The organism is Nocardiopsis trehalosi NBRC 14201 (genome assembly GCF_001552555.1).
In the GTDB taxonomy this organism is placed as follows: Bacteria; Actinomycetota; Actinomycetes; order Streptosporangiales; family Streptosporangiaceae; genus Nocardiopsis_B; species Nocardiopsis_B trehalosi.
This window is the reverse complement of the sequence record NZ_BCRK01000195.1, coordinates 1-11,389: the sequence shown is the minus strand read 5'-3', so window position 1 is coordinate 11,389 and position 11,389 is coordinate 1. Positions and strand designations below refer to the sequence as shown.

Genomic DNA, 11,389 nt, shown 5'->3' with positions numbered 1-11,389 from the left:
GCCGCCCGCCGGCGGCGGCCCCGCCGCGCCGTGCGGCGCGGGCGGGGGCGGCCCCTGCGGGCCGGGGTGCGGGCCGGGGTGGGCACCGGGGTGCTGCGGGCCGGCGGCCGGCGGCCCGGCGAGTTCGGCGCTCGCCTCGGCCGGGAGCGGGAAGTGCCGGCGCACGTTGGTGTTGACGCTGCTCATGACGAGGGCCCCCACGATGCGGTCGCCGAGCCAGCAGACCACGTTGCCGGTCGACAGGTCGACCAGGACGGGCCGCAGCGTGGTGCCGAACCCCACCTGGGTCTGCTGGCCGGCGAACACCTGCGCCTCGTGGTCGGACCGGTTGGCGACCACGGCGGCGATCGTGGACGCCGCGGTCACCCAGCCCACCGTCCCCCCGGCCATGCGCTTGGCGTAGGCGTCGGCGTGCGCGCAGAAGTCGCGCACCATGGGGCCGGTGGCGGTGTCGACCTGGGTGACCACGACGTAGATGTCCATGGGCGTCAGCGCGACGGTCTCGGAGCGGACACCGACCATGGCCGAGCCGGGCCCGACGCGCTGGTCCTCCAGGACCCGCGACCGGGTCGCGTACAGCCGGCGGCGCACCACATCGGTGTACTGGTCGGTTCTCACGGGGTCCCCTCTCCGCAGTGCTACGTCAGCTTCTCCAACCGGGCGAACACGCCGCCGAGGCGCCGCACGAACCGCTCCGGCCGGCAGACCGCGTCCAGCCGGGCCTCGTCCAGTGCCACGCCGCGCCCGGCCGCCTCCGCGCGCAGGGTCTCCCGGAACGGGGTGCCGGTCTCCCAGGTGCGCATGGCGGCGGTCTGCACGAGAGCGTAGACGTCCTCGCGGGAGGCGCCGGTTTCAATGAGTTCGGAGACGACCGTGGAGGAGTAGATGAGCCCCTGCGTGGACTCCAGGTTGGTCCGCATCCGGTCGGCGTCGACGACCAGCCCGGTGACCAGCCGCGTCGTGAGGTGCAGCAGGTAGTCGGTGGCGATGGCGGCGTCCGGCAGCGAGATGCGCTCGGTGGAGGAGTGCGAGATGTCGCGCTCGTGCCACAGCGGGATGCCCTCCATGACCGGGACGATCTGCGCGCGCACGTTGCGCGCCATGCCGCAGATGCGCTCGGACATGATCGGGTTCTTCTTGTGGGGCATGGCGCTGGAGCCCTTCTGCCCCTTGCCGAACGGCTCCCACAGCTCGCGCACCTCGGTGCGCTGCCCGTGCCGCACCTCCAGGGCGACGGCCTCGCACACGGTGGCCATGATGGCCAGCGCCGACACCCACTCGGAGATGCCGTCGCGCAGCACCACCTGGGTGGACACGTCGGCGGGGCGCAGCCCCAGCTCCTCGGCGACGCGGGCCTCGATGGCGGGGTCGATGTTGGAGTAGGTGCCGACCGGGCCGGAGATCGCCATGACGCCGACCGCCTCGCGGGCGCGGCGCAGCCGGTCGCGCGAGCGGGCCATGCCGAACGCGAAGTCGGCGACGCGGTGCCCCCACACGTCGGGCTCGCCGTGGATGCCGTGGGTGCGGCCCACGCGCAGCGTGGCCCGGTGCTCCAGGGCGTGGTCGCGCAGCGCGGCGACGAGGGTGTCGGCCTTGGCGAGCAGGATGTCGGTGGCCTCGACGAGCTGGGCGGCCAGCGCGGTGTCGAGCAGGTCGGAGGAGGTCATGCCGAAGTGCACCCAGGCGGCGGCCTCGCGCGGCTCGGTGTTGTCGGCCCAGGCCGTGAGGAACGCGATCACGTCGTGCTGGGTGACCGCCTCGATCTCGGCGACCCGCTCCGGGGTGGGCGGCGGTGCCGCGCGCACCGGGTCGACCGCGTCGGCCGGGACGGTGCCCGCGGCGGCGTGGGCTTCCAGGACCAGGGTCTCGACCCGGCACCAGAGCTCGTACTTGTGGGCGTCGCTGAAGACGCGGCCCATGTCGGGGAGGGTGTAGCGCTCGATCACCCGACCATTTTCGCAGGTGCCGCGAGCGGCGGCGCGGCCGGTGGCCCGGGCGGGGCGCCGAGCGCGGTCAGCGGGCCGTCAGCCGCCGGGGTCCGGCGCCCTCGGCGCCGAGGACGTCGCGGGGGTTGGCCAGCGCGCAGGAGTCCAGCGACAGACAGCCGCAACCGATGCAGTCGCTGAGGCGGTCGCGCAGCCCTTCGAGTTCGCGGATGCGCGCGTCGAGGTCGTCCCGCCAGCATGGGGAGGCGCGCTCCCAGTCGGCGCGGGTGGGGGTGCGGCCGTCGGGCAGCAGGCCGAGGACGGCGCGGATGGTGGACAGCGGGACGCCCACCCGCTGGGAGACGCGGATGAACGCGACCCGGCGCAGGGTGTCGCGGGGGTAGCGGCGCTGGTTGCCGGCCGTGCGGCGGCTGGCGATCAGGCCCTCGCGCTCGTAGTAGCGGAGCGCGGAGGGGGCCACGCCGCTGCGGTCGGCGAGTTCGCCGACCGTCAGCTCCCGTGCCTTCCAGGAGACGTCGGTCATGGCCACGACTGTAGCCGCGGGCGGCGGGGGCCGGGGCGGGCCCCCGCCGCGCGGGTCAGGCGCCCGCGGCGGCCGCCGCGGCGATGTCGGTGCGGTGGAACGCGCCGCGCAGCTCGATGCGGCCCACGGCCTCGTAGGCGCGCTCGCGGGCGCGCTCCAGGGTGTCGCCGGTGCCGACCACGCTGAGCACCCGGCCCCCGGCGGAGACGACGTCGCGCGCCCCGCTCCAGGCGGTGCCGGCGTGCAGCACGTAGGCGCCGTCCATGGCGGCGACCCGGTCGAGCCCCGAGACCACGTCGCCCTTGACGGGGTCGCCCGGGTAGTTCTCGGCGGCGACCACGACGGTGACGGCCGCGCCCGGCCGCCACTCCAGGGCGCCGGCCCCGCCCAGCCCGCCGGTGTCGGTGGCCTGGAGCAGGGCGCCGATGGGCGTGGCCAGCCGGTCGAGCACCACCTGGGTCTCGGGGTCGCCGAAGCGGGCGTTGAACTCGACCACGCGCGGCCCCCGCTCGGTCAGCGCCAGGCCGACGTAGAGCAGGCCCTGGTAGCGCCGGCCGCGCCGGGCCATCTCGGCGATGGTGGGGTCGACGACGGAGGCCATGACCTCGTCGGTCAGGCCGGGCGGGGCCCACGGCAGCGGGGCGTAGGCGCCCATGCCGCCGGTGTTGGGGCCCTCGTCGCCGTCGCGGGCCCGCTTGAAGTCCTGGGCGGGCAGCAGCGGCACCGAGTGGACGCCGTCGGTCAGCACGAACAGCGACACCTCGGGGCCGTCGAGGTACTCCTCGATGACGACCCGGCCGCACGCACGGGCGTGCTCCTCGGCGGCCGCGCGGTCGGTGGTGACGACGACGCCCTTGCCGGCGGCCAGGCCGTCGTCCTTCACGACGTAGGGCGGGCCGAACGCGTCGAGGGCCTCGGCCGCCTGGGCGGGGGTCCGGCAGACGCGCGCCCGCGCGGTGGGCACCCCGGCGGCCTCCATGACCTCCTTGGCGAACGCCTTGGAGCCCTCCAGCCGGGCGGCCTCCTTGTCGGGGCCGAAGACCGGGATGCCGCGCTCGCGCAGCGCGTCGGCCACCCCGGCCACCAGCGGGGCCTCGGGGCCGACCACGACCAGCTCGGCGCCGATCCGCGCGGCGAGCTGGGTGACGGCCAGGCCGTCGAGCACGTTGAGCACGTGGTTGTCGGCGAGGTCGGAGGTGCCCGGGTTGCCCGGCGCGCAGTGCAGGTCGGTGACCCCGGGATCGAGGGACAGCGCGCGGACGAGGGCGTGCTCGCGGCCACCGCCGCCGAGGACAAGGGCTTTCACTTCACGGACCCTTTGGTGTTGTGGGGGTGGGACTCGGCCGGTCAGACGAGGGAGCGGAGTTCGAGGGTCTGGTCGCGGCCCGGGCCGACGCCGATGGCGGAGATCGGGGCCCCGGACATCTCCTCCAGGGTACGCACGTAGGCCTGCGCGTTCTTGGGGAGTTCGTCGAAGGACCGGACGTGCGTGATGTCCTCCTTCCACCCGTCGAAGTGCTCGTACACGGGCACCGCGTGGTGGAAGTCGGTCTGCGTCATGGGGATCTCGTCGTGGCGGACCCCGTTGACCTCGTAGCCCACGCACACCGGGATGCGGTCGAGTCCGGTGAGCACGTCGAGCTTGGTCAGGAAGAAGTCGGTGATGCCGTTGACCCGCGTGGCGTAGCGGGCGATGGGGGCGTCGAACCAGCCGCAGCGGCGGTTGCGCCCGGTGGTGACGCCGTACTCACCGCCCTGCCGGCGCAGCCACTCGCCCTGCTCGTCCAGCAGCTCGGTGGGGAACGGGCCCGAGCCCACCCGGGTGGTGTAGGCCTTGAGGATGCCGACGACCTTGGTGATGCGGGTGGGGCCGATCCCGGCGCCCGCGCACGCGCCGCCCGAGGTGGGCGAGGAGGACGTGACGAACGGGTAGGTGCCGTGGTCGATGTCGAGGAGGGTGCCCTGCGACCCCTCCAGGTAGACGGTCTTGCCCTCGTCCAGCGCCTTGTTGAGCACCAGCGAGGTGTCGGCGACGTGCGGGCGGATCAGCTCGGCGTAGCCCAGGTACTCGTCGTAGATCTGCTCCAGCTCCAGGCCGCGCCGGTTGTAGACCTTGGTGAGGACCTGGTTCTTGTCGTGCAGCGCCAGCTCGATCTTCTGCCGCAGGATCTTGGGGTCGAACATGTCCTGCACGCGGACGCCGGCGCGGGAGATCTTGTCGGCGTAGGTGGGGCCGATGCCGCGCCCGGTGGTGCCGATGCGGCCCTTGCCGAGGAACCGCTCGCTGACCTTGTCGAGCGCCCGGTGGTAGGGCATGATCAGGTGCGCGTTGGCGGAGATGAGCAGGCGCTCGGTGTCGACGCCGCGCTCCTGGAGGCCGCGCAGCTCCTCGAACAGCACGCCCGGGTCGATCACGACGCCGTTGGCGATCACGGGGACCACGTCGGGCGAGAGGATGCCCGACGGCAGCAGGTGCAGCGCGTACTTCTGGTCGCCGATCACCACGGTGTGCCCGGCGTTGTTGCCGCCCTGGTAGCGCACCACGTAGTCGACGCGGTTCCCGACGAGGTCGGTGGCCTTCCCCTTGCCCTCGTCCCCCCACTGGGCCCCAACGAGCGTGATCGCCGGCATCCGCGTCTACCTCTTCTTCGTTCGCTCGGACGGAAGGACGGCCCCGCGCGGTCGTCCCCGCACATGGCCGAACCCCTGGCGCAAGAAAGCGACAGGGGCCCTTGCGTGTAGAGCGTACACGACGGCCCCCGGGCGGTCACGGCCCCGGTGCGGGCGGCGGGAGCCGTCCGCACCGGGGGCGCGCCGCTGGTGGGGGCGGTGCTCAGCCCTGGAGTTCGGCGGCGGCGGTGGCGGAGCTGTCGCGCAGGAAGGTGGCGCAGCGGTCGGCCTCGTCGGCCTCGCCGATGGCGCCCGCCGCGGTGGCGAGCATGTGCAGGGCGCGCAGGAAGCCGCGGTTGGCCTCGTGCTCCCACGGGATCGGGCCGTGGCCCTTCCAGCCGGAGCGGCGGAGCTGGTCGAGCCCGCGGTGGTAGCCGGTGCGGGCGTAGGCGTAGGTGGCGACCGGGTCGCCGCCGGCGAAGGCGCGCTCGGCGAGCAGCGCCCACGCGGCGGAGTAGGCGGGGAACCGGGCGGCGACCTCGGCGGGGTCGGCGCCGCCGGCGAGGGCGTCGCGGGCTTCGTCGTTCTCGGGCAGGCGCGTTGCCGGCGGCTCGCCGAGCAGGTTGCGGTGCTGGTCCATGTCCCCATCCTGCCAGCGCGGGTGGGCGTGCCCGGCCACCGCGTCCGCCCAAGGATGGGGCGGCCGGGCACGCGCAGGCCCCCGGCTCCGCGGAGCCGGGGGCCGGTCGGCGGCGGGCGCCTACTTCATGCGGTTGCCCGCGGACTTCAGGTGCCGAGCGGCCTCGACGACGCGCGCGGCCATGCCGGCCTCGGCGGCCTTGCCGTAGGCGCGCGGGTCGTACGCCTTCTTGTCGCCGACCTCCCCGTCGATCTTGAGCACGCCATCGTAGTTCTTGAGGACGTGGTCGACGACCGGACGGGTGTAGGCGTACTGGGTGTCGGTGTCGATGTTCATCTTCACGACGCCGTACCCGATCGCCGCGTGGATCTCCTCCAGCGACGAGCCGGAGCCGCCGTGGAACACGAAGTCGAACGGGCTGGTCCTACCGTACTTGGCGCCGACCGCCTCCTGCGCCTCTTTCAGCACCTCCGGGCGGAGCTTCACGTGGCCCGGCTTGTAGACGCCGTGCACGTTGCCGAAGGTCAGGGCGGTCATGTAGTAGCCCTTGTCGCCCAGGCCGAGGACCTCGGCGGTGCGCAGGGCGTCGCCGGGCGTGGTGTAGAGCTTCTCGTTGATCTCGCCGACGATGCCGTCCTCCTCGCCGCCGACCACGCCGACCTCGATCTCCAGGATCGTGCGGGCGGCCTTGGACGCGGCCAGCAGCTCCTCGGCGATGCGCAGGTTGTCCTCCAGCTCCACGGCGGAGCCGTCCCACATGTGCGACTGGAACAGCGGCTCCTGGCCCTTGGCCACGCGCTCCTTGGAGATCTCCAGCAGCGGGCGGACGAAGCCGTCGAGCTTGTTCTCGGGGCAGTGGTCGGTGTGCAGGGCGACGTTCACCGGGTACTTGGCGGCGACGACGCGCGCGAACTCGGCGAAGGCCACCGAGCCGGTGACCATGTCCTTGACGGTCGCGCCGGACAGGAACTCCGCGCCGCCGGTGGAGATCTGGACGATGCCGTCGCTCTCGGCCTCCGCGAAGCCGCGCAGCGCGGCGTGGAGGGTCTGGCTGGAGGTCACGTTGATGGCGGGGTAGGCGAAGCCCTGCGACTTCGCGCGGCCCAGCATCTCCGTGTAGACCTCTGGGGTGGCGATAGGCATGGTGGTTGTCTCCCTGGTTCAGCGTGGAGTGGCGGGTGTCCCGGCGCCCGCGGTCCGCGGCGCCGTGTCCCTCCCGGTACCCGTTTCCCGTCGGGTTTCCGCGAACAAGTATCGCGAAGTCCGCGACCGAACGAAAGGTCTAGACCAGAACCCCGCGACGCGCGCGTCCGGCGGTGAATCCGCCGATGGCGGCCCTGACCGCCCTGGCGCGACACGCGTTGATATCCACCGCGATAGTCGGGCACGTCCCGGTTGATTCGCGTCTGTGACCCCTGCACCGTCGAATGTCCCGGGTGATACACGCTACATTCAGCAGCGTGGGACGACATCGCAATGATCCGCGGGGCATAGGCCAGGTGCTGGCCATCGTCGGCGCGGTCGTGCTGCTCATCACCCTGGTCGCCTTGGGCGGGTACTTCCTGTACCGGTCGCTGCCGGGGAACACCGCCGCCGGAGCACCCGACGCCGCCGGCACGGCCGCCGACGCGCGCTCCGACGCCACCGAGATGGGCACCCTGCACATCCGGGTCACCGGCGGCAGCAGCGACGTGCTGGTCCGCGTGCCCGGGGGCGAGGTCGTCACCGACACCACCATGCGCCGCGGCGAGCACGCCGACTTCGACCAGCCCGAGTTGGACGTCACCATCGGCGACCCGGCCGCCGTCGAGGTCTACGTCTACGGCGAACTCCAGGACATCTCCGGCAAGGAGCCCGGCTACAGCTTCAGCGTCGAGCCGCGCGACCCCGCCTGACCCGCGGCGCCTGACCCGCGCGGCCCCGCCCGGCCGCGCCCCCGGCCCGTCCCGCACCGGGGGCACCCGGCGGGATCACACCGCCAGGTCGGCCGCCTCGAACGCCGCCCGGTAGACCAGGCCCTCGGCGGCCACCCGCCCGCGCGCCCCGCGGTCCACGATCACCGCGACGCCCACCACCTCGGCCCCCGCATCGCGCAGCGCCTCGACCGCCGTCAGCGCCGAACCGCCCGTGGTGGAGGTGTCCTCCACCGCAAGCACCCGGCGGCCCGCCACGTCGGGGCCCTCGATCCGCCGCTGCAGCCCGTGCGCCTTGCCCTCCTTGCGCACCACGAACGCGTCCAGCCGCCGCCCCCGCGCAGCCGCCGCGTGCAGCATCGCCGCCGCGACCGGGTCGGCGCCCAGCGTCAGCCCGCCCACCGCCTCGTAGTCGAGGTCGGAGGTGGCGTCCAGTAGCACCCGGCCGACCAGCGGGGCCGCCGCCCCGTCCAGGGTCACCCGGCGCAGGTCCACGTAGTAGTCGGCCTCCCGGCCCGACGACAGGGTCACCCGCCCGTGCACCACGGCCTTATCGTTGATGTGTCGAAGGAGATCCTCGCGGTCGCTCATGATCCCCGAGCCTAGAACCCCCGGCTCACTCCCGCGATCAGCCGCGAGCGGTCCTGAGCAGCCGAAGGAGCGGGCATGGCCGCAGACGCCCCGGCGCACGTCCGGGTCGAGACCACCACCGGCGACCGCGCGACCGCCCATACCCTCGCCCGGTCGGCCGTCGCCGCCCGCCTGGCCGCCTGCGCCCAGGTGGGCGGGCCCATCACCAGCCACTACCGGTGGCGCGACGAGGTCCGGGCCGACGAGGAGTGGACCCTCGTCCTGAAGACCGCCGCCGACCGGCTCGACGCCCTCGTCGCCCACCTGCGCGCCGCCCACCCCTACGACGTGCCCGAGATCATCGCGGTGCCCGTCACCGGCGGCGACCCCGACTACCTGGGCTGGCTCGTCGACGAGACCCGGCCCGCCGAGTGACGGCGCCCCTCCTGGCGCTGCTGCCCGACCCGCTCGCCCCCGCCGGCGCGGGCGACGCCCTCGCCGCCGAGCTGACCGCGCGCGGCGCCCGCGCCGCCGCCCTGCGCGCCGCCGCCGACCGCCCGCCCTACGCGGCCGGGTACGTGGCGCGCGCCTGCCTGGAGGTCGCCCGGCACGCCGGGTCCGCCACCCCGGTGCTGCTCGTGGCCGCCCACGGCGCCGGCCCGCTGCTGCCGGCCGTGGGCGCCGCGCAGCGCGCCGCCCACCGCCCGCTCGCCGGCTACCTGCTGCACGACGCGCTGCTGCCGCAGCCCGGCACGCCCACCCGCGCCGACCTCCCGGCCGCCCAGGGCCCGGCCGCCGAGGTGGGCGAGGCGCCCCCCGGCTACGCCGCCGAACCGCTGCCCGCCGTCGCCGACTGGCCCGACGCCCCCTGCGGCTACCTGCTCACCGACGACCGCTACGCCCGCTGCGCCGGCCTCGCCCGGCTGCGGGGCTGGCCGGTCGCCGACCGCCCCGGCGGCGCGGCCGCCGACGCCCTCCTCGAGCTGGCCGCCCGGCTGTGACCCGCCGGGCCGCCCCTCACCGGCGGCGCAGCCGCGCGTCGGACAGCTCGGGCGCACGGTAGAACGTCTCGTCCTCGTTGACGTTCGTGCCGGGCGGCACGATCGCGTCGATGCGGTCGAGGACGTCGCCGTCCAGCCGCAGGTCGGCGCCCGCCAGCAGCCCGGCGAGCTGGTCGGCCGTGCGCGGCCCGATGATCACCGACGTCACCGCCGGGTGGGCCAGCACGAACGCGGTCGCCAGGTGCGGCAGCGGCACGCCGACCTCGGCCGCCAGTGCCTTCAGCTCCGTCACCGCCGCCAGCTTGGCGGCGTTGCCGGGCAGGGCCGGGTCGTACATCGACCCCAGCATGGCGCTGCGGTGCGCCTCGGTCGGACGGGCGCCGTCGGGGCCGCCGTAGCGGCCGGACAGCCAGCCCGCGCTCAGCGGGCTCCACGTCAGCACGCCCATCCCGTACCGCTGGGCGGTGGGCAGCACGTCCGCCTCGATGCCGCGCGCCAGGATGGAGTACGGCGGCTGCTCGGTGCGCGGCCGCACGTGGCCGCGCCGCTCCGCCGTCCACTGCGCCTCCACCAGCTGCTCGGCGGGGAACGCGGACGTGCCGACCGCCCGCACCTTGCCCGACCGCACCAGGTCGGAGAGCGCCGATAGGGTCTCGTCGATGTCGGTGTCCGGGTCGGGCCGGTGCACCTGGTAGAGGTCGATCCAGTCGGTGTCGAGCCGGCGCAGGCTGTCCTCGACCGCGCGCACGATCCAGCGGCGCGAGTTGCCCCGGTGGTTGGCGTCGGGGCCCATCGGGTTGTGGAACTTGGTGGCGAGGACGACGTCGTCGCGCCGGCCCTTCAGCGCCGCGCCGACGATCTCCTCGGAGCCGCCCGCCGAGTACATGTCGGCGGTGTCCACGAAGTTGATCCCCGCGTCGAGCGCGGTGTGCACCATGCGCACCGCGTCGTCGCGGTCGCCGTTGCCCCAGTCGCCCAGCATCATCGTGCCGAGGGTGAAGGCGCTGACCGAGATGCCGGTGCCGCCGAGAACGCGTCGCTCCATGGTCGTCTCCCTGGTGTTCTGGCCGGAGTGGTCCGTTCGGAGACGACTCTCGTCCTCGCGGGGGGAGTGGACCAGATCCGCGCCAACCTGGGTCTGCCAGGGCCAGGATCGGTACATTCAGAACATGGTGCACGCGGAGGCGGAACTCGGACTTTTCCTCAAGGCGCGGCGGGCCGCCCTCACCCCGGCGGAGGTCGGGCTGCCCGACGGCGTCAACCGGCGGCGCGTCAGCGGCCTGCGCCGCGAGGAGGTCGCGATGCTCGCCGGGGTCAGCGTCGACTACTACACGCGCATCGAGCAGGGCCGCAGCGGGGCGGTGTCCACCGAGGTGCTCACCGCCCTCGCCGACGCCCTTCGGCTGTCCGGCGACGAGCGCGCCTACCTGCTCAACCTGGCCGGCAGCGCCGCCGGGCCGGGCCGCCGCAACGGCGCCGAGGGGGTGTGCGACCCGCCCGCCGTGCCGCGGCAGACCGTCCGCCGCGAGGTCCGCCTGCTGCTCGACGCCATGCCCGCGGTCCCCGCCGCCGTCCTCGGCCGCGGCCTGGACGTGCTGGCGTGGAACCCGCTCGCGGGCCGGCTCTGGCCGTTCCTGGCCGACCTCCCCGAACCCGACCGCAACTTCGCCCGGCTGCTGTTCCTCGATCCGCGCGCCGCCGAGCTGCACGCCGACGTCGACGACCTCCGGCGCGAGGTCGCCGCCCGGCTGCGCGCCGACACCGGGCGCGCGCCCGACGAGCCCCGGCTGTGCGCCGTGGTCCAAGAGCTGCAGCGGCGCAGCCCGCGCTTCCGCGAACTGTGGGAGGCCCGGCTCGTCCGCGAGGAGGCGCACGGGGTGCACCGGTTCCGCCACCCCGAGGCGGGCGAGCTGGCGCTGTACTTCGAGAAGCTCCCGCTGCCCGCCGACCCCGACCAGATGCTCCTGGTCTACACCCCGGAGCCGGGGTCGGTGTCGGAGGCCCGGCTGCGGTCGCTCGCCGCCGTTCCGCAGCCCGCCTGACCGCCCGGCCGGGAGTGTGGAGGGCGCGCCCGCCTCCCCTTGCGGACGCGACCCTGGGGCGGCGGCGGACACCCGCCGCCCCGACCGCCGGCCGGCGTGGACGGCCGCCCTCGCGGGCCGGAGAGCCGTTCCGCGCGACCGGCC

13 protein-coding genes are annotated in these 11,389 nt (G+C 74.7%); 4 read left to right on the top strand and 9 right to left on the bottom strand.

Annotated features, from left to right (window positions below):
• From NT8_RS24130 to fbaA, 7 genes are all read right to left on the bottom strand, one after another.
• Positions 1-618 (bottom strand): hypothetical protein (locus tag NT8_RS24130; RefSeq protein WP_067974101.1); only part of this gene is annotated, 618 nt, incomplete at its 3' end.
• Positions 619-638: 20 nt separating this feature from the next.
• Entirely contained in the window at positions 639-1,946 is a 1,308-nt protein-coding gene (gene purB, locus NT8_RS24125; RefSeq protein WP_067974098.1) for an adenylosuccinate lyase, read from the bottom strand.
• A gap of 67 nt (positions 1,947-2,013) precedes the next feature.
• Entirely contained in the window at positions 2,014-2,469 is a 456-nt protein-coding gene (gene soxR, locus NT8_RS24120; RefSeq protein WP_067974095.1) for a redox-sensitive transcriptional activator SoxR, read from the bottom strand.
• A gap of 55 nt (positions 2,470-2,524) precedes the next feature.
• Positions 2,525-3,775: a phosphoribosylamine--glycine ligase gene (gene purD / locus NT8_RS24115; RefSeq protein ID WP_067974092.1), complete on the bottom strand. Its 1,251-nt coding sequence runs from the start codon at positions 3,773-3,775 to the stop codon at positions 2,525-2,527.
• Positions 3,776-3,816: 41 nt separating this feature from the next.
• The gene (locus NT8_RS24110; protein ID WP_067974089.1) at positions 3,817-5,100 is read right to left on the bottom strand and encodes an adenylosuccinate synthase; all 1,284 of its coding nucleotides are present in this window, start codon (positions 5,098-5,100) and stop codon (positions 3,817-3,819) included.
• 202 nt (positions 5,101-5,302) lie between these two features.
• On the bottom strand, positions 5,303-5,719 hold the full coding sequence (locus NT8_RS24105; RefSeq protein ID WP_067974086.1) for a DUF3151 domain-containing protein: 417 nt from the start codon (positions 5,717-5,719) through the stop codon (positions 5,303-5,305).
• A gap of 120 nt (positions 5,720-5,839) precedes the next feature.
• Entirely contained in the window at positions 5,840-6,862 is a 1,023-nt protein-coding gene (fbaA, locus tag NT8_RS24100; protein WP_067974083.1) for a class II fructose-bisphosphate aldolase, read from the bottom strand.
• 359 nt (positions 6,863-7,221) lie between these two features.
• On the opposite strand from fbaA, the gene NT8_RS24095 reads away from it, so the two are divergent.
• Positions 7,222-7,614, top strand: coding sequence for a RodZ domain-containing protein (locus NT8_RS24095; protein ID WP_067974106.1), 393 nt, complete (start codon positions 7,222-7,224; stop codon positions 7,612-7,614).
• 75 nt (positions 7,615-7,689) lie between these two features.
• On the opposite strand, the gene pyrE is transcribed toward NT8_RS24095, so the two are convergent.
• Positions 7,690-8,223 (bottom strand): orotate phosphoribosyltransferase, encoded by a 534-nt coding sequence (gene pyrE / locus NT8_RS24090; protein WP_067974081.1) that lies wholly within the window; start codon positions 8,221-8,223, stop codon positions 7,690-7,692.
• 75 nt (positions 8,224-8,298) lie between these two features.
• Here pyrE and cutA point away from each other — a divergent pair, with 75 nt between their 5' ends.
• On the top strand, positions 8,299-8,637 hold the full coding sequence (cutA, locus tag NT8_RS24085; protein WP_067974078.1) for a divalent-cation tolerance protein CutA: 339 nt from the start codon (positions 8,299-8,301) through the stop codon (positions 8,635-8,637).
• Entirely contained in the window at positions 8,634-9,203 is a 570-nt protein-coding gene (locus tag NT8_RS24080; RefSeq protein ID WP_157515954.1) for a hypothetical protein, read from the top strand. Before cutA ends, NT8_RS24080 begins: the two co-directional genes overlap by 4 nt.
• 16 nt (positions 9,204-9,219) lie before the next feature.
• Here the strand turns inward: NT8_RS24080 and NT8_RS24075 are convergent, their stop codons facing one another.
• Entirely contained in the window at positions 9,220-10,248 is a 1,029-nt protein-coding gene (locus NT8_RS24075; protein ID WP_067974077.1) for an aldo/keto reductase, read from the bottom strand.
• Positions 10,249-10,372: 124 nt separating this feature from the next.
• On the opposite strand from NT8_RS24075, the gene NT8_RS24070 reads away from it, so the two are divergent.
• Entirely contained in the window at positions 10,373-11,245 is an 873-nt protein-coding gene (locus NT8_RS24070) for a helix-turn-helix transcriptional regulator (RefSeq protein ID WP_067974075.1), read from the top strand.
• Positions 11,246-11,389 lie beyond the last annotated feature (144 nt).

Excerpts from the sequence above, each read along its gene's own strand:
- soxR (WP_067974095.1), bottom strand. The coding sequence starts at position 2,469 with ATGACCGACGTCTCCTGGAAGGCACGGGAGCTGACGGTCGGCGAACTC.
- NT8_RS24110 (WP_067974089.1), bottom strand. The coding sequence starts at position 5,100 with ATGCCGGCGATCACGCTCGTTGGGGCCCAGTGGGGGGACGAGGGCAAG.
- NT8_RS24105 (WP_067974086.1), bottom strand. The coding sequence starts at position 5,719 with ATGGACCAGCACCGCAACCTGCTCGGCGAGCCGCCGGCAACGCGCCTG.
- fbaA (WP_067974083.1), bottom strand. The coding sequence starts at position 6,862 with ATGCCTATCGCCACCCCAGAGGTCTACACGGAGATGCTGGGCCGCGCG.
- pyrE (WP_067974081.1), bottom strand. The coding sequence starts at position 8,223 with ATGAGCGACCGCGAGGATCTCCTTCGACACATCAACGATAAGGCCGTG.
- cutA (WP_067974078.1), top strand. The coding sequence starts at position 8,299 with ATGGCCGCAGACGCCCCGGCGCACGTCCGGGTCGAGACCACCACCGGC.
- NT8_RS24075 (WP_067974077.1), bottom strand. The coding sequence starts at position 10,248 with ATGGAGCGACGCGTTCTCGGCGGCACCGGCATCTCGGTCAGCGCCTTC.
- NT8_RS24070 (WP_067974075.1), top strand. The coding sequence starts at position 10,373 with ATGGTGCACGCGGAGGCGGAACTCGGACTTTTCCTCAAGGCGCGGCGG.